We start from the raw sequence: 16,966 nt of genomic DNA on the forward strand, positions 1-16,966 counted from the left end.
GCGCAGCCCCTGCTTTTCAGGGGCGCGGGGAACTGCGCGAGAAGCCCCACGCACCCGCACCCGACAACGCACCCAGGGCATCAGCAAACGTGCCGGTCCCGCTCCGGCGAGTACAGGTGGCTGTCGCGGAACTGCTCGGCCCCCAGAGCCCGCCCGACCATGATCACGGCCGTGCGCAGCACACCCGCCTCCTTCACCTGCCCCGCGATGTCCGCGAGGGTGCCCCGGATGATCAGTTCCTCGGGGCGGGAGGCGTAGGCGACGACCGCGACGGGGCAGTCGGCGCCGTAGTGCGGGAGGAGTTCCTCGACGACCCGGTCGACGTACCGCGCGGCCAGGTGCAGCACGATCAGCGCGCCGCTGCGGCCGAGGGTGGCCAGGTCCTCGCCCTCCGGCATGGCCGTGGCGCGCTGGGCGATCCGCGTGAGGATGACGGTCTGGCCGACGGTGGGCACGGTCAGCTCCCGCTTCAGGGCAGCCGCCGCGGCGGCGAAGGCGGGCACGCCCGGCACCACCTCGTACGGCACTCCGGCCGCGTCGAGCCGTCGCATCTGCTCGGCGACCGCGCTGAACACGGACGGGTCCCCGGAGTGCAGCCGGGCCACGTCGTGGCCCTCCTCGTGCGCGCGCACCAGCTCGGCGGTGATCTGGTCCAGGTCGAGCTGGGCGGTGTCCACCAGCCGGGCGTCCGGCGGGCATTCGGCCAGCAGTTCGCGTGGGACGAGGCTGCCCGCGTACAGGCAGACCTGGCAGGCGGCGAGCGTGCGGGCACCGCGGACCGTGATCAGGTCGGCGGCACCGGGGCCGGCGCCGATGAAGTACACGGTCATCTGTCTGCTCCCGAAGCGGTGTCGACGGTGTCGAGGGTGGTTTTCTGTACGGCCCACTGGGTCACCGGCATCGCCTGCCGCCACCCGGTGAAGCCGCCCACGGGCACGGCGTGCGCCACCGCGAGCCGCACCAGCTCGCCGCCGTGGCGGCGGTGGGCGGCGGCGAGCAGCGCCTCGGACTCCAGCGTCACGGTGTTGGCGATCAGTCGTCCACCCACGGGCAGCGCCGCCCAGCAGGCGTCGAGGAGGCCGGGCGCGGTGAGTCCGCCGCCGATGAACACGGCGTCGGGCGGGGGCAGTTCGGCCAGCGCGGCGGGCGCGGCACCGGTGACGACCCGCAGGCCGGGTACACCGAGCCGGTCGGCGTTGCGGGTGATGCGTTCGGCCCGCACCGGGTCGCGTTCGACGGTGACCGCCCGGCAGGCGGGGTGCGTACGCATCCACTCGATGGCGATCGAGCCCGATCCGCCGCCGATGTCCCACAGCAGTTCGCCGGGTGCCGGGGCGAGCGCGGCCAGCGTGGCGGCGCGCACATACCGCTTGGTCAGCTGCCCGTCGTGCTCGTACGCCTCGTCGGGGAGGCCGGGTACGGCGCCGAGCCGCAGGGTGTCCGGGGTCCCGCGGCACTCGACGGCGACGATGTTGAGGGGGTCGCCGGGCGTCCGCGTCCAGTCGTCGGCGGTGGTCTCGTCACTCGTCCGTTCCCGCTCGCCGCCGAGCTGTTCCAGGACGCGCATCCGGCTCGGTCCGAAGCCCCGGTCCCGCAGCAGGGCGGCGACCTCGGCGGGCGTGCCTGCGTCCGCGCTGAGCACGAGGAGCCGGCGGCCGTCGTGCAGGGCGGCGGCCAGGCGGTCGGCGGGTCTGCCGACGAGGGTGACGACGTCGACGTCCTCCAGCGGCCAGCCGAGGCGGGCGGCCGCGTAGGAGACGGAGGAGGGGTGCGGCAGGACGCGCAGCCGGTCACCTGCCTCCTCGGCGAGGGCGCGGCCGATGCCGTAGAACATGGGGTCGCCGCTGGCCAGTACGGCGATCCGGCGGCCGGCGTGCGCGGCGAGCAGCGCGGGAACGGCGGGGCGCAGGGGCGAGGGCCAGGCGATCCGCTCGCCCGCGCACTCCGGGGGCAGCAGGTCGAGCTGCCGTGGGCCCCCGATCAGGACCTCGGCGTCGCGCAGGACCGCCCGGGAGGCGTCGGGGACGCCTCGCCAGCCGTCGGCGCCGAGCCCGACGACGGTGACGGCGTACGGCGGTCCTGGTCGTGCGGGGGTCACTGCGCGGTACCTCGGCGGTTCGGGGGCGGGCGGCTCTCGGGGACGACAGAGGCGCACTCTACTGGGCGGTGACCTGCACGCCTGTGCCCGGGTGCACGTCACCGCCCGTCGCGTCCGGCACCGGGTGCGGTCATCGCGTCCAGTAGGCGATGTTGCGGAACCGGGCCTCGGCGCGGCCGGAGCCGTGGTTGTAGACGCCGTTCTTGAAGTAGCGGGTCGCGGGGCCCCGGTCGTCGACCGTCAGGACGAGGGAGTCGTCGAGGTAGACCTTGATGGTGCCGGTCCCGCTGCTCGCCTCGTGGGCGATCTTCACGTTGAACCAGGTGTCGTACGCGTTGGTCTTGAGCACCGTGCCGTCGTAGCGGCGCACGGTGCCGCCGCCCGTGTTGTGGACGTTGAGCATGATGTCGGTGGCCGGGGTGCCCGAAGGGCGGCGGGTCCGCAGGATCTGGACGAAGGACGCGCGGTCGCCACCGGCCGGCAGGTAGACGTCGGCGTCCCACATGTGGTCGCCCGTCGTGTAGTCGTTCTTCCAGCGCATCTCGGTGCGCGGGTCCGTGGAGTTGCCCTCCTCGAACGGCTCGTCGGTGGCGTACACCCACATACGATGGACGCCTCCGCTGTAGCTGTGCCGGTCGCTCAGATCGAGGTTCCAGGGTTTCTGCCAGCTGTACGTGAACGAGGTCCGCGTCCAACCGTCGGTCGGGTCGGCGGCCGGGGCGGTCGGTGCCGCCGACGCGGCACCCGTGAGCGGGGACTGGGGCAGGGTCAGCGCGGCACCGCCGGCCAGCAGGCCGGCTCCCGCCCGTAGGACGGTTCGCCTCTTCATCATGCGTCCTTTCCGGTGCGAAGACATCGGGCGAATACATCGGGTCGAGCTACATCAGACCGAATACATCGGATGAGTCAAACGTCTGGACCAGGTTGCCCATGTGAGCATGGAGCCCAACTCCGCTCCCCCACAGCCCAATTCCGGCCTGTATTCCGCTTGATCTCGCCACGCTCAGACCATTGACAGGTACACGAACCCTGCTTAGGTTCGCCGATACACCCGATGTATCGATGATCCGTCAGGTCTGGAGGACGATGATGACCTCGCAGTCGGGGAAGCACTCCCCCCTGCCCCGCCGTGCCGTGATCGGCACCGCGCTGGGCGGTGCGGCGGTGGCGGCCCTGCCCGGGACGGCCCATGCCGGACAGTCCTTACCGGCGGCGGCACCGCCCGCCGAAACCGATGCGGTGGCCTCGGGGCGCAGACGCCCCTGGAAACTCCGCGACACCATGGCCACCGACCGCTCCTGGAACCGGTTCCTTCGCGACCAGGACCTCCGCTGGAGCAGACTGCCCACCCGCTGGTACGAGGGCCCGTTCCTCGGCGACGGGCTGCTCGGCAGCATGATCTACCAGGAGCCGGACACCAACCGGATCCGCTTCACCGTCCAGCACGGCCGCGTCCAGGACCACCGGCCCCGGTTCGGCAGCGGCTGGGGCACCTGCCGGCTGCCGGTCGGCCACCTCACGCTCGACCCGGTCGGCACCATCACCGCCGTCGACTGGCGGCTGAGCCTGTGGAACGCCGAACTCACCGGCACCGTCACCACCACCGCCGGCACCCTCACCCTCTCCGCCCTCATCCACGACGAGGTCCTGGCCACCCGGGTGACGGCCGACGGCGGCGAACAGGTCGTCTGGACCTTCCACCCCGAGGAGGCCATCAGCCCCCGGAAGATCAGCGAGGCCCCGCCCGCCGACTACACCGCCCACCCGCCCTGGACGACCCGGACCACCGCCGACGGCACCGAGCAGGTGCTCCAGCCGCTCATCGGCGGCCAGACCGCCACCGCCTACCGCCGCGACGGCGACGAACTGCTGCTCAGTGTGGGACACAGTGCCCCCTCCGAGACCGCCGCCGAGGCCGCGTCGCTGGGGAACCTCCGGCGCGCTCAGTCGTACGGCACACTCCGCCGACGGCACCTGCGCTGGTGGCACGCCTTCTACCCGAAGAGCTTCGTCTCGTTCCCCGACGAGCGGCTGCAGAGTTTCCACTGGATCCAGCTCTACAAGGTCGCCTCCGCCAGCCGCGCGGGCGGCCCCGTCATGGCCACCTGCGGGCCGTGGCTGGAGCCGACCCCGTGGCCCGCGGTCTGGTGGAACCTCAACATCCAGCTGGAGTACTGGCTCGTCCACGGCTCCAACCACCTGGAACTCGACTCGCTCGCCACCACCGTGCGGCAGAACCAGGAACAGCTGATCGCCAACGTTCCCGCCGCCTACCGCGCGGACAGCTCCGGCGTCGGCCGCAGCTCCGACATGTTCGCCAACCGCGGGGTGGGCCGACCGGGCACCGGCGCCGAGGTCGGCGACCTCACCTGGGCGCTGCACAACGTGTGGCTGACCTATCGGCACTCCATGGACAAGGCCCTGCTCCGCGAAACGGTCTTCCCGGTGCTGCGCCGGGCGATCAACTACTACTTGCACTTCCTCACCCCGGGCAGCGACGGCAAGCTCCATCTGCCGAGCACGCTCTCCCCCGAGTACCCGGTCGTGCCGCCGCAGGACACCAACTACGACCTGGCCCTCATCCGCTGGGGCTGCCAGACACTCATCGAATCCGCCGAACTGCTCGGCGTCGACGACGAGTTGATCCCGCGCTGGCAGGAGGTGCTGACCAGGCTCACCCCGTACCCGGTCGACGACAACGGCTACATGATCGGCGCCGACACCCCGTACGCGCAGTCCCACCGGCACTACTCGCATCTGCTGATGGTGTATCCGCTGTACCTCGTCAACTGGGAGCAGCCCGAGAACCGTGACCTGATCACGAAGTCGGTGGTCCGCTGGCACGCGCTGCCGAGCGCCCACCGGGGCTACAGCTACACGGGGGCCGCGTCGATGTACGCGATGACCGGCGACGGCGACACCGCGATCACCTATCTGCTGAAGTTCTTCGACCCCACCACCCGCTACCCCTGCCGGCCCAACACCCACTACACCGAGGCCGGTCCGGTCATCGAGACGCCGCTGTCCGCCTCGCAGTCACTGCACGACATGTTCTGCCAGAGCTGGGGCGGCGTGATCCGTGTCTTCCCCGCTGTCCCGTCCGCCTGGGCGGACGTCACGCTGCACGACTTCCGCACCCAGGGCGCCTTCCTGGTCAGCGCGGTCCGCAAGGGCGGGGCGACCCGGTTCATCCGGATCAGGAGCCTGGCCGGCGAGCCGCTCAGGCTCCGGCACGGGCTCGGTGGCCGTCTCACCGTCCTCCTCGACGACGGCAGCCAGGCCCGCACCCGCGACCTGGGCGACGGCACCCTCGCCATCGATCTGCCCAAGGGCCGCGAGGTGCTCGTCCACTCCGGCTCCCGGCCCGACCTCGTCATCGCACCCGTCGCCGTCAGCGAACCGGGCGCGGCCTGGGGACTGCCGTAACGACCACCGCCCCGGGGGACACGCACACATCAACAGGGAGGATTCTCATGGCGGTTCCGATCAGGACCGCGGTCGCCGGGCTCTGCGCCGGACTGGTGGCCACACTGCTCACGACCGTGCCCGCGCGGGCCGAACAGCACGACCGCGCCTGGGCCGTGTCCGCGACGGCACACGCACCACGCGCGCGGGTGTCCCTGGACTCCACCACCGGCGCCCTGAGCCTCGCGGTGTCCCGCGGCGGCCGTACCGTCGTCGAGCCGTCGCCCGTCGGCATCGTCACCGAACAGGCCGACCTGTCCCAGGGGCTGCGCTTCCTGCACCGCAGGGACAGGGTGATCGACGAGCGGTACCGGACGAAGGCGGGCAAGCGGCTGGACCGCCGGGTGCGGATGAACGAGAGCCGACTGTCGTTCGCCACGGCCGCCGGTGCCCGGCTCGACCTCGTCGTCCGTGCCTCCGCCGACGGCGTCGCCTACCGGTACGTCCTGCCCGCCGGGTACGGCGACGTGCTCGGCGAAACCTCCGCGTTCAACCTTCCGGCGGACGCGAAGGCATGGCTCGGCACCTACCGGGCCGACAACGAGGGGCAGTTCGTCCAGTACACCGCCGCGGGCGCGCCCACCGGGGCGTACTCGGACCAGGCGCTGTTCGCGACCGACGGCGGCTACACCCTGCTCGCCGAGTCCGACCTCACCGGGGCCTACTCCGGCGCCCGGCTCACCCACGAACAGGGCACGGGCACCTACCGGATCAAGCTCGCCGACGACCGGGTCCGGACCGACGGCCCCCTCGCCACCCCCTGGCGTGCCATGGTCACCGGCGACCTCGCCACCGTCACCCGCTCCACCTTCACCGACGACCTCGCCCCCGCCACCAAGGTCAGCGACCGTTCCTGGATCCGGCCCGGCACCGCCCTGTGGACCTGGCTCGCCGGCGGCCGACCGGCCGGCCAGAGCCTCGCCGCGCAGAAGGCCTACGTCGACTACGCCGCCGAACGCGGCTGGCCCTACGAGGCCGTCGACGCGGGCTGGTACTTCAGGTCCGACGCGTGGGACACCACCGACCCGGACTGGCAGACCAACAGCTGGATGCCGGAACTCGTCGAGTACGCGCGCGCCAAGGGTGTCGGCATCATCGTCTGGATCCACCAGCGCGACCTCGACACGGCCGAGGAACGCGCCCAGTGGCTGCCCACCCTGGAACGCTGGGGCGTCAAGGGCGTCAAGATCGACTTCATGGACTCCGAGGCCCAGGCCACGCTCAAGTGGTACGACGCGATCCTTCCGGAGACCGCCGCCCACCATCTCCTGGTCAACTTCCACGGTTCCACGATCCCCAAGGGCATCCAGCGCACCTGGCCGCACGTCATGACCCTGGAGGGCGTCGCGGGCGAGGAGAAGCGGACCAACACCGCCGCCCACCTCACCACCCTGCCCTTCACCCGCAACGTCATCGGCTCAATGGACTTCACCCCCGGCGCCTTCCAGCGCGTCGGACTGCGCCCCAACTCCGACGCGGCCGAGGTCGGGCTCTCCGTCGCCTACGAGTCGGGCCTGCAGATGTTCGCGGGCACCCCCGAGTCGTACGACGCCCGGCCGCTCGCCCGGTCCTACTTCGACCAGGTCCCCGCCGCCTGGGACGACACCCGGCTCCTCGCCGGACAGCCCGGCCAGGAGGCGGTGCTCGCCCGCCGCAGCGGCGACCGCTGGTTCCTGGGCGGGGTGTACGCCGGCGCGGCCCGCACCGCGGAGGTACCGCTGTCCCTCGGCTCCGGACGCTGGCTGGTCGAGACGATCCGGGACGGCGCCGACGGCCTCGTCCAGGACCGGCAGGTCCTGCGCGGCGGCGACAGGCTCACCGTCGGCGTCACCGCCAACGGCGGCTTCGCCGCCCTCGCCTGCCCGTGGCGCCCGGGGGTCACCACCTGTTACCACTGAGCCTCACCGACACGGTCCGACACGGTCCGACACGGTCGCAGGCCGGCGGCTGGGCCGCGTACGTGACGCGCACGACGCCGTCGGCATGCCGTTCCGCCCGGCCGCGTACGCCGAACACATCCCGGGTGGTGATCCCGGTGCTGCGGATCAGGGCCAGGAGCTCGAACCGGGCGGTGGCCGGCGCCGACGCGCACTCGCGCTACTACTCCGAGGACGTCCAGGCGACGGCCCCCGGCGCTGTCGACCTCGTGATCGTCCCGGGCGCGGACCACGTCGACCTGTACGACCGCAAGGACCTCATCCCCTTCGACAGGCTCGACGAGTTCTTCACCAAGAACCTCGCCTGACCGCAAGTGCCCCCGACAGGCCGTTACCGCCACCAGCCTGTCGGGGAGCCCCCACGGCGGAAGCGGACTCTCGGGAACGGTCGGGACGGTCACCCCGCAGAGCTCCCTGATGCCACCGTGGTCAGCAACGGATTGCCTACCTCGCGCACAGACTCGGCATGGACCCGATCGAACTGCGCACGCGCAACGAACCGAACGAGAACGACTCGTCCGGGCTGCCGTTCTCCACCCGCCGGCTACGCGAGTGCTACACCGCGGGGGCGCGCGAGTTCGGCTGGCACCGCCACAGCCCCCGACCGCGCGCCCGGCGCGAGGGCGACCGCTGATCGGCATGGGCGGTGCCGTCGGTGTGTACAAGACGCAACCACGCCCAGGCGCGAATTCGTCTGTACGCCGACGGCACCGCCCATCCTCCTTCCTTGCTGTGCTGTATCGGTGAGGGGTGGGGCGTCAGTTGTTGATGAGGACCTTGAGGCTCTTGCGGTCGGCCATGTCCTGGTAGCCGGCCGGGACGCCGTCGAGCGTGGTGGTGACGTCGAAGACCTTGCCCGGCTCGATGGCGCCGTTGAGGATGTCGGGCATCAGTTCCTCGATGTAGGCGCGGACCGGGGCGGGGCCGCCGGCCAGGCGGATGTTGTGGCGGAAGAGGCTGCCGAAGCCGATCGGCGCCTCCTCGTACTGCGGGACGCCGACGCGGCTGATGACACCGCCCGGACGGACGATCCCGGTGGCCTGCTCGTAGGCGGGCATGTTGCCGACGCACTCCAGGACCACGTGCGTGCCGTGCCCGCCGGTCAGCTCCCGCACCTGGGCGATGCCTTCGTCGCCACGTGCGGAGATGACATCGGTGGCGCCGAACTCGCGGCCCAGGTCGGTGCGCGCCTGGTGACGGCCCATCAGGATGATCTGCTCGGCGCCCAGGCGCTTGGCGGACAGGACCCCCAGCAGGCCGACCGCGCCGTCACCGATCACGGTGACGCGGGTGCGCTCGTTCACGCCGCCCGCCACCGCGGCGTGGTGGCCGGTGCCGAAGACGTCCGAGAGCGTCAGCAGGGACGGGATGAGCGCGGAGTCCGGGGCGACGGGGAGCTTGACGAGGGTGCCGTCGGCGAGCGGGACGCGGACCGCTTCGGCCTGGCCGCCCTCCTCCGCTTCGCCGTCCCAGAAGTTGGCCTGGGCGTGGGCGCAGGAGGTGTGCAGGCCCTCGCGGCAGAACTCGCAGGTGTTGTCGGAGATGGCGAAGGGGGCGACGACCAGGTCGCCGTGCTTGACGGTGGTCACCTCCGAGCCGGTGTCCTCGACGACGCCGATGAACTCGTGGCCCATCCGGGCGGGACCGTCTTCGGCCTTGTGCGAGCCGTACGGCCACAGGTCGCTGCCGCAGACGCAGGACGCGGTGATCCGGACCAACGCGTCGGTGGGGCGCTTGATGACGGAGTCGGGGACGTTCTCGACGCGGACGTCGCCGGCGCCGTACAGGAGTGTTGCGCGCATCAGGGATGCTCCATTTCCTCGTGGTGGGTGATACGGGGTGGTGGATGGGTGGTGTGGTCAGTTGCCCGTCGAGAGCAGGACCTTGCCGATGGTGTGGCGGTCGCCCAGCAGGCGGTGGGCCTCGGCGGCCTCGGCCAGGGGGAGAACCCTGGAGATATGCGGTTTCAGCCAGCCGTTCTCGATGCCCTCGATCACGGCGTTCGCGCGGGACAGCATGTCGTCGCTGGTTGGCATGAAGTGCCACAGGTCGCCGCCGGACAGCGACAGCGAGCGTTCCATGAGCACGTCGGGCGAGATGGGGTCGGCGGGGCCGCTGGCCGCACCGAAGATCACGATCTGTCCGCGCAGGGCGGCTGCCTGAAGGTTTCCCTGGAAGGTGCTCGCTCCGACGCCGTCGATGATGAGATCGGCGCCGTGCCCGTCGGTCAGACGCAGGGTCTCTTCGGCGAAGTCCTGTTCGGTGTAGAGAATGACGTCGTGGGCGCCTGCCTTGCGGACCGCTTCGGCCTTTTCCTCGGTGGACACCGTCCCGATGACGCGCGCTCCCAGGTGGCGCGCCCACTGCACCAGGAGCAGCCCCACCCCACCCGCGGCGGCGTGGATGAGGACCACGTCCCCCTCGCGGGGCTTGCGGTACTCGTGGATCAGGTAGTGGGCGGTCATGCCCTGCAGCGGGAACGCGGCCCCGTCCTCGAAGGACATGTCGTCGGGCAGGGGGATCAGGCTGTCGGCCGGCACGAGCGTGGCTTCGGCGTAGGCACCCAGCTGCTGCGCGTAGGCGACGCGGTCGCCCGGCCGGACGTTGCTCACGCCGGGGCCGACGGCCTCCACCACGCCGGCCCCTTCCAGGCCCGGGGTGAAGGGCAGCGGCATGGTACGCAGGCCGCGGCGCATGTAGGTGTCCACGAAGTTGACCCCGGCCACGGCCAGGCGGACCAGGACCTCGCCACGCGCGGGGGCTTTGAGGCGGACTTCTTGCGCGGTGAGGGTGTCCGGTCCGCCGAAACTGTTGACGACCATCGCGCGGACGTTTGTCGTGCTGGGTGAGTCAGTCATTTCTGCTGTCCTGCCTCGGGTTGTTCGGTGTGGGGCCGGCCGGGGTGCGGCCTGCTTCTCCGAGTGCCGCGCGGCAGACCCCTTCTTTGTGTCGCGGGCTTCAGGCCGGTGGAGGTGCCGTGTCGCGCCGGGAGCCGGCGGGTCACGCGTGCCTGATCACCAGGCGGTCCATCCGGCTTCGACGGGGACGGTGGCGCCGGTCATGAAGGAGGCTTCCTTGCTGATCAGGAACACGATCACCTCGGCGATCTCCTGCGGCTGTCCGTATCGCTTGAACATCTGCCGTCCGGCGAGCGCGTCGACGGCGTCCTGCGGGGTGGCGAAGCTCTTCTGGTGCTCGGCCGCCATCTACGTGTCGACGAGTCCTGGGCACAGGATGTTCGCCCGGACGTTGTGGGGCGCGTACTCCATCGCCAGTGAGCGGGTGAGGCCGAGGACGGCGGCCTTCGACGCGCAGTAGATGCCGATGTTGGGAAGGGCCGCGAGTGCGCCGATCGAGGACACGTTGACCACGGACCCGCCCCCGGCCTTCACCATTTCCGGGACGACGCGCTTGGCGGTGACCAGGCAGGACAGGGTGTTGATGTGCATCACCTTGTCGAAGTCCTCGACCGTGTGCTCCAGCAGCGGCTTGGAGAAGACGATGCCGGCGTTGTTCACCAGGCCGTCCACCTTGCCGTAGGCGTCGACGAGACGGGTCGTCAGCTCGTCGATGGTCTGCTCGTCGACGATGTCGCCGGCCACCGCGATGGCCTCGCCCCCGGCCTTTCGTACCAGGGCCGCGGTCTCCTCCAGCGAGGAGGCGTCCAGATCGGTCAGTCCTACGCGTGATCCTTCCGCCGCCAGCCGCAGCGCCGCCTGGCGGCCCACGCCACCGCCTGCTCCCGTGACGACCGTGACCGCGTTGTCCAGACGTGCCATTTTCGTTCCTCGTTTCCGTGCAAGGGGGAGGTGCGCTGCGAGTGCCCTCAGCGGTGGAGGACAGCCATACCCCCTCACAACTTTGAGTGATTCTTGGATATTTAGGTCTTTGTGTCCCGTGTCGTGTCGGCCTCTGCGGTGGCCTGGACGGCTGTTGCGGAGCGGCGCCGCTGGGTGAGGGCGATGGCGGTGGTGGGGATCAGGGTGAGAGCGGCGATGGCGGTGCCGACCACGGCGGGGCCGGTGGTCCCGAGCGGCGAGCCGAGGGTGAGGCCGGCGATCCAGGAGCCGATGGCGGTGCCGAGGTTGAATGCCGAGACGGTCAGGGCGGAGGCCAGGACGGGCGCCCGGCGGGCGAAGCGGACGGCCATGGCCATCAGTACCGGGTTGGCGCCGAGCCCGAAGAAGCCCAGCAGGGCGACCAGAATGATGGTGGGCACGGCGTAACCGGCCAGCAGGGAGATCGCAAGCAACAGGAGGGTTGATCCCGCGGCGGCCACGAGAGTCACGGTGTGCGGGCGGCGGTCGCCCAGACGGCCTCCGACGAGCGAGCCGGCCAGGGCGCCAAGTCCGAAGCCGACCAGGACCAGCGGCACGATCCCGGACGCGATGCCCGACCGGTCGGTGAGCAGCGGCGAGATGTAGGAGTACGCCGCCAGCACGCCGCCGGTCGTGGTGGCGCAGGCCGCCAGCACCAGCCACAGGCGGCCGGAGCGCAGAGCGGTCAGCTCGGAGCGGATCGACACCGTCAGCTGGTCGCCACCGTCGTGGGGGACGGTGCGGGCGATCAGCGCGATGGCCGCCGCGGCGAGGGCCGCGAGCGCCCAGAACGGTCCGCGCCAGCCCATGAGCTGCCCGGCGAACGCGCCCACCGGCACGCCGACGACGTTGGCGAGCATGGCTCCGGCACCGACCAGTCCCAGGGCGCGGGAACTGGCGGCAGGGCCTGCGGCGCGTGCGGCGGCCACATTGGCCACCGCCCAGAACGCGCCGGTGGCGATCGCGGTCAAAAACCGTGCCGCCAGAACCAGGGTGAAGTTCGCGCTGAGGGCGACGATGACGTGCCCGGCGGCGAAGACGCCCAGGGCGAGCATCAGGGTGAGCCGCTTGGGCAGCCGCAGCGTGAGCATCGCCATCAACGGCGCGCCGACGATCATCCCGATGGCGAAGACGGTGATCATCAATCCGGTCTGGGCGACGCTGACCTGCAGGTCACCCGCGATCTCCGGCAGCAGGCCCGCCACCACGAACTCGGTGGTGCCCATCAGGAACGTGCCCAGCGCCAGGACGTGGACGACGAGCGGCAGCCGGGCGGACGGAGGCTGGGGGTTGTCAGCCCGTACGGTCTCGGCGGGGGCGTGGAGGGTTGCTCCTCGCGTACTCAAGGTTCATCTCCGTGGGGGTTGCGATCGGGGTACGTCTCCCAGAGAACAAGCCGCCCCACCCTTGAGGAAGGTTGGGTTTATAGGGGGTACAAGCTCAACCTCCCTAACCGCCGGCCGATGTCTACCGTGGAAGGCATGGACGACCGAAGAGACCACCGCACCGAGATCCGGGACTTCCTCGCCAGCCGCCGCGCCAAGATCACCCCGGAGCAGGCCGGACTGCCCACCAGCGGCCGGCGCCGGGTCCCGGGGCTGCGGCGCGAGGAGGTCGCCGTGCTCGCCGGTGTGAGCACCGAGTGGTACACGCGCCTGGAGAAAGGCCACATCAGCGGCGTATCCGAAGACGTACTCGCCGCGGTCGCCCACACCCTGCAGCTGGACGAGGACGAACGCACCTACCTGTTCGACCTGGCTCGAGCAGCCCGCCCGGCCACCCGCACACCGTCCCGCCGCAAGGACGTCGCGGTGCCGCCCCGCATCCAGTGGCTGCTCGACTCCATGACGCTGTCCTCCGCCTTCGTGCGCAACGGCCGCCAGGACGTCATCGCCAGCAACCCGCTGGCCCGGGCCCTGCACGCGCCGGTCTTCGAAAGCGCCACCACCGACAAGCGCGGCCGGCCCAACATCGCCCGCTACATCTTCCTCGACCCGGGCTCCCAGCAGTTCTTCGTCGACTGGGAGGCCGCCGCCATCGCCACCACCGCGCTGCTGCGCGCGGAAGCCGGACGCGAACCCCAGGACCGGGCCCTGCGCGAACTCATCGGCGAACTGTCCACAATCAGTTCCGAGTTCCGCAGCCAATGGGCCGCACACGACGTCCGTATCCGCCACGACGGCGTCAAGCGGCTCTGGCACCCCGAGGTCGGTGACCTGGAGCTGACCTACCAGTCCCTGGACCTCCCCGTGTCCCACCGGGCCATACACGACCTGACCCTCTACACCGCCGAACCGGGCACCACCTCCGAGGACCGGCTCAAGCTCCTGGCCAGCCTGGCAGCGACCCGGCCGGTGATAGAGCCTGCTGACCAGCCGCACGAAGCTGGGCCGTCATCGCGTACCACTGAAAACCGCCCTCCCACGTCCTGAAGCTCATGCAGGCTTGTCCACATCGACACACCGACACGCCATTCCGGCTCGCACTACGGGTCCGGGCTGCCCGACGCACCCCCGAAGTGCAAGACGCTCATGTGGCTGCCTGATGTCATGAGTCAACTCCAGGGTGGGTCAGCGGCAGTCGACCCGGGCCTGGTCCTCTGTCACTGGCCCAGCCGCGCCTTCGTCCGACCGATCGCGTCCGCGTTACCGTCCGTCGCGCCGTTCCGGCCCGTAGGGACTCCAGGCCCTGAGGTACGGCTTGAGCTCCTCCGACGTGGGTTCACGTGTGTCCGGCATCTTCGGAAGCCTGCTCAAGGGGTCGATCGACCTCACCTACCCCATTGCCCACTCCAACCAGCGTCGGGCCGAGTCCAGAGCCGACTCGTCCACCGCACCGTCCAGCTCGCCGATGCGACGTTCCAATGCCGTGCAGTACGCACTGAGGAAGCCGTCGTTCGGGCCGAATCCGCGTAGGTTGTCCATGCTTGCTGCCGAAGGACTTCTAGCGTCGACCACAAAGTCCCCTGTCCGCAGGCGAGTGAGCGTGTCTCCCAAGCGGCCCTGATCCCGTCATGTCCGAGTCCGGGCTCAGGCGACCGCCCGGTCATCCGCAGTAAGAATCGTGTGGCCGAGTACGTCCGCCACCTCCTTCCATTCGGTGCGTGACATCGAGAGCGGCGGCAGGAGTTTCAGGACGTGTCCCAGCCCGGAGGTCTCGGCCACGATCCCGGCGCGGAACAGCGCATGCCGTACCCCGTCGGCGGTTTCGGCGTCGGTGAACCGCAGCCCGCTCATGGCCCCCTTGCCCACGACTTCGGCAGCTTGCGTCGGGAGGGCCGCGACGATGCTCGCGAGGCTCGTGCGGATCTCGGCAGCCAGCTCGCCGACGTGGTCGGTGAAATTCGGGTCGATCCAGTGGTCCAGGGCCGCGGAGCCGGCCACGAAGGCGAGGTTGTGGCCGCGGAAGGTGCCGTTGTGCTCGCCGGGTGCCCACTGGTCGATCTCGCGCCGGATCAGCAGGGCCGCCATCGGCAACCCCATGCCGCTGAGCGACTTCGACAGACACACCAGGTCGGGGCGGAGTACGGGGGCGTCCTCGAAGCTGAAGAAAGTGCCGGTGCGTCCGCAGCCCGCCTGGATGTCGTCCACGATCAGCAACACACCTGTGGCGTCGGCGAGTTCGCGGACCCGGGCGAGCCAGGAGTGGGGCGCCGTGTGCAGCCCGCCCTCGCCCTGGACGGTCTCCAGCAGGATCGCCGCGGGCGGAGCCATCCCCCTGTTCGGGTCGAGGGCTCGTTCCAGGGCGGTGACGGGGTCGGTCCCGTCCGGGTGGGCCGCGTCCCCATAGGGGAGGATCGTGACGTCGGTCAGGGGCACCCCCGCCGCACCGCGCAGCAGCGGGGAGGTCGTGGCGGACAGTGCGCCCAGGGACGCGCCGTGGAAGCCTCCGGTGAAAGCGATCACCTCGGTGCGCCCGGTGACCTTGCGGGCCAGCTTCAGGGCGGCCTCTACCGCGAGCGTCCCGGCCGGGCCGGGGAACTGCACCACGAAGTCGCCGAGCCCACGGGGCTCCAGGACGAGGCCGGTGAAGCGTTCCAGGAAGTCGGCCTTGGCCGCGGTATGCAGGTCCAGCGACTGCACAGGTCCGCCGGCCGCGAGGTAGGACATCACCCGGTCGACGATCGCGGGCGGGTTGTGGCCGTAGTTGAGCGATCCCGCCCCGCAGAGCAGGTCCACGTAGCGGCGCCCGGAGGTGTCCCACAGGTGGTGTCCGGCCGCTCGTTCGAACATCACCGGGAAGTCGCGGCAATAGCTGCGTACGTTCGACTCGTGACGTTCGAACACCGTGAGGGGTGTCCGCTCGGTCTCGGTCATGTCAGCACGTACCTTTCATAGATTCTCGTAACCCGCATGAGAACGGGGTCACTTGACCAGGACCGATCCGTCGCCGGGGCGGTGGTCGCGGGAGCGGCGGAGGTCGCTGAACGCGAACGTCCGCTGGAGCCATCGGTCGCGGCCGTCGTAGCGCGGGGTGAACGCCGAACGGCCGTGCAGGGTGACCCGGTTGTCGACCACGGCGAGATCGCCGGGGCGCAGGCGCACCGCCGTGTACGTTCGGTGGGCCACCTCGCCGAGTTCGGCGAGCGCCGCCCGGGCTTCAGGAGTCACGCCCCGGGTGGCGGCCTCGTCGAAGCACCAGTCGGGGTCGTCCGGGTCGCCGGTGAGTACGGCGTGCGCGGTGCCCCCGCCGACCGGGCCGAAGGACGGCGGAGCCTCGGTGACGTACTCGGCGCGGCCGAGGGCCGTCCGGGTGCCGGGCGTCAGCAGCGGCAGGACGCGGCGTACACAGCTGGTGCGCAGTTCGGCGACACCCTCGTGGTCGGACCTCAGGCACAGCAGCATGACGTGGTCGGGCCGGTGGGGGTGGAAGGCGTTCTCGGTGTGGAAGGTGAGTTCTACCGAACCGACATTGCCCTGGACCTCCTCCTGACCGGGCACCGGCACCACGTCCTGGACCAGGGCCCCGGACTTCTCCGCAGCGAACGCGGCCGGGTCGCCGAGCCCCGCGGCGAACAGCAGCAGGGTCGCGGCGGGCAGTGACGGGACGCGCTGCACCGAGCCCTTCACCATGGGTGTCGGCGGCAGATCGGCGGCGGCGATGGGCAGCCGCCTCAGGACGAGGGCGCCGTCCGGGCCGGAGTTCCTGCGGAACTCCCTGACCAGACGCCTCACTTCGGCCGGGGCGTCCTCCCAGGCGTGGCGGGCGAGGGCCGGCCAGGCGGGGTCGTCGACCCGCTCCCCCGCCCGGTCCAGCAGGCCGCTCGTCACCTGGGCCAGTGCGGCCAGGTCGGGGGCGCCGAGGCGCACCGTCCCGTCCCCGGCCGCGGGGTGGGCGGTCCGCGCCGGGTCCGCGGGGGCCGTCGTCGATTCGACGCTGATCACGTCGTGTTCACTCCCGTTCCGTACGTCGCGTGGCTGCGTGGGGTCGGTCAGGCGCCCATGGCGTCGATGAGGCTCTTGGGGCGCAGGTCGGTCCATTCGCGTTCGATGTACTCCAGGCAGGCGGTGCGGCTGTCCGGGCCGAGGACGGTCGTCCAGCCGGCGGGTACGTCGGCGAAGTCGGGCCACAGGGAGTGCTGTCCCTCGTCGTTGGCGAGGACCCGGTAGGTGCCGTCGGGGTTCTCGAAGGGGTTGCTCATGGCGGAT

At 70.9% G+C, this 16,966-nt stretch carries 14 protein-coding genes and 3 pseudogenes; 5 read left to right on the forward strand and 12 right to left on the reverse strand.

The window, feature by feature from the left end; all coding sequences use genetic code 11:
- Positions 1-80 precede the first annotated feature (80 nt).
- The 3 genes from cobM to ACFU53_RS05790 form a co-directional block, all read right to left on the reverse strand.
- Positions 81-830: a precorrin-4 C(11)-methyltransferase gene (cobM, locus tag ACFU53_RS05780; RefSeq protein ID WP_383986399.1), complete on the reverse strand. Its 750-nt coding sequence runs from the start codon at positions 828-830 to the stop codon at positions 81-83.
- The gene (cbiE, locus tag ACFU53_RS05785) at positions 827-2,098 is read right to left on the reverse strand and encodes a precorrin-6y C5,15-methyltransferase (decarboxylating) subunit CbiE (protein ID WP_383986401.1); all 1,272 of its coding nucleotides are present in this window, start codon (positions 2,096-2,098) and stop codon (positions 827-829) included. The genes cobM and cbiE overlap by 4 nt, the downstream gene beginning before the upstream one ends.
- Before the next feature lie 130 nt (positions 2,099-2,228).
- The gene (locus ACFU53_RS05790; protein ID WP_383986454.1) at positions 2,229-2,927 is read right to left on the reverse strand and encodes a polysaccharide lyase family 7 protein; all 699 of its coding nucleotides are present in this window, start codon (positions 2,925-2,927) and stop codon (positions 2,229-2,231) included.
- 260 nt (positions 2,928-3,187) lie between these two features.
- On the opposite strand from ACFU53_RS05790, the gene ACFU53_RS05795 reads away from it, so the two are divergent.
- Positions 3,188-5,524: a Tat pathway signal sequence domain protein gene (locus ACFU53_RS05795; RefSeq protein WP_383986456.1), complete on the forward strand. Its 2,337-nt coding sequence runs from the start codon at positions 3,188-3,190 to the stop codon at positions 5,522-5,524.
- Between the two features lie 47 nt (positions 5,525-5,571).
- Complete coding sequence (locus ACFU53_RS05800; protein WP_383986403.1) at positions 5,572-7,461, forward strand: glycoside hydrolase family 97 catalytic domain-containing protein; 1,890 nt, start codon at positions 5,572-5,574, stop codon at positions 7,459-7,461.
- On the opposite strand, the pseudogene ACFU53_RS05805 reads toward ACFU53_RS05800, so the two are convergent.
- Positions 7,442-7,633: pseudogene (locus ACFU53_RS05805) on the reverse strand (hypothetical protein); the annotation flags it as partial. The gene ACFU53_RS05800 and the pseudogene ACFU53_RS05805 overlap by 20 nt on opposite strands.
- Between ACFU53_RS05805 and ACFU53_RS05810 the strand changes: the two are divergent.
- Positions 7,587-7,808, forward strand: a complete 222-nt coding sequence (locus tag ACFU53_RS05810) for a hypothetical protein (RefSeq protein WP_383986405.1) — start codon at positions 7,587-7,589, stop codon at positions 7,806-7,808. The pseudogene ACFU53_RS05805 and the gene ACFU53_RS05810 overlap by 47 nt on opposite strands.
- Positions 7,809-7,948: 140 nt before the next feature.
- Positions 7,949-8,251: pseudogene (locus ACFU53_RS05815) on the forward strand (xanthine dehydrogenase family protein molybdopterin-binding subunit); the annotation flags it as partial.
- 7 nt (positions 8,252-8,258) lie between these two features.
- Here ACFU53_RS05815 and ACFU53_RS05820 read toward each other — a convergent pair.
- The 4 genes and pseudogenes from ACFU53_RS05820 to ACFU53_RS05835 all read right to left on the reverse strand — a co-directional run bounded on the left by ACFU53_RS05820 (position 8,259) and on the right by ACFU53_RS05835 (position 12,664).
- Positions 8,259-9,302, reverse strand: a complete 1,044-nt coding sequence (locus tag ACFU53_RS05820) for a zinc-dependent alcohol dehydrogenase family protein (protein ID WP_383986407.1) — start codon at positions 9,300-9,302, stop codon at positions 8,259-8,261.
- Between the two features lie 57 nt (positions 9,303-9,359).
- Entirely contained in the window at positions 9,360-10,358 is a 999-nt protein-coding gene (locus ACFU53_RS05825; protein ID WP_383986409.1) for a quinone oxidoreductase family protein, read from the reverse strand.
- Positions 10,359-10,514: 156 nt separating this feature from the next.
- Positions 10,515-11,279: pseudogene (locus tag ACFU53_RS05830) on the reverse strand (SDR family NAD(P)-dependent oxidoreductase).
- Positions 11,280-11,380: 101 nt separating this feature from the next.
- Positions 11,381-12,664 (reverse strand): MFS transporter, encoded by a 1,284-nt coding sequence (locus ACFU53_RS05835; protein ID WP_383986411.1) that lies wholly within the window; start codon positions 12,662-12,664, stop codon positions 11,381-11,383.
- Positions 12,665-12,799: 135 nt separating this feature from the next.
- Here ACFU53_RS05835 and ACFU53_RS05840 point away from each other — a divergent pair, with 135 nt between their 5' ends.
- Positions 12,800-13,750: a helix-turn-helix transcriptional regulator gene (locus tag ACFU53_RS05840; RefSeq protein WP_383986413.1), complete on the forward strand. Its 951-nt coding sequence runs from the start codon at positions 12,800-12,802 to the stop codon at positions 13,748-13,750.
- A 342-nt stretch (positions 13,751-14,092) separates the two neighbouring features.
- On the opposite strand, the gene ACFU53_RS05845 is transcribed toward ACFU53_RS05840, so the two are convergent.
- From ACFU53_RS05845 to ACFU53_RS05860, 4 genes are all read right to left on the reverse strand, one after another.
- Entirely contained in the window at positions 14,093-14,242 is a 150-nt protein-coding gene (locus ACFU53_RS05845; RefSeq protein ID WP_383986415.1) for a hypothetical protein, read from the reverse strand.
- 105 nt (positions 14,243-14,347) lie between these two features.
- Positions 14,348-15,634 carry a diaminobutyrate--2-oxoglutarate transaminase gene (locus tag ACFU53_RS05850; RefSeq protein ID WP_383986417.1) on the reverse strand — a complete coding sequence of 429 codons (1,287 nt, stop codon included), beginning with the start codon at positions 15,632-15,634 and terminating at the stop codon, positions 14,348-14,350.
- 48 nt (positions 15,635-15,682) lie between these two features.
- Positions 15,683-16,702 (reverse strand): TauD/TfdA family dioxygenase, encoded by a 1,020-nt coding sequence (locus tag ACFU53_RS05855; RefSeq protein ID WP_383986419.1) that lies wholly within the window; start codon positions 16,700-16,702, stop codon positions 15,683-15,685.
- Between the two features lie 47 nt (positions 16,703-16,749).
- Positions 16,750-16,959, reverse strand: coding sequence for an MbtH family protein (locus ACFU53_RS05860; RefSeq protein ID WP_383986421.1), 210 nt, complete (start codon positions 16,957-16,959; stop codon positions 16,750-16,752).
- Between the last annotated feature and the right edge of the window lie 7 nt (positions 16,960-16,966).

The organism is Streptomyces sp. NPDC057474, from assembly GCF_042802555.1.
Classification (GTDB): domain Bacteria; phylum Actinomycetota; class Actinomycetes; order Streptomycetales; family Streptomycetaceae; genus Streptomyces.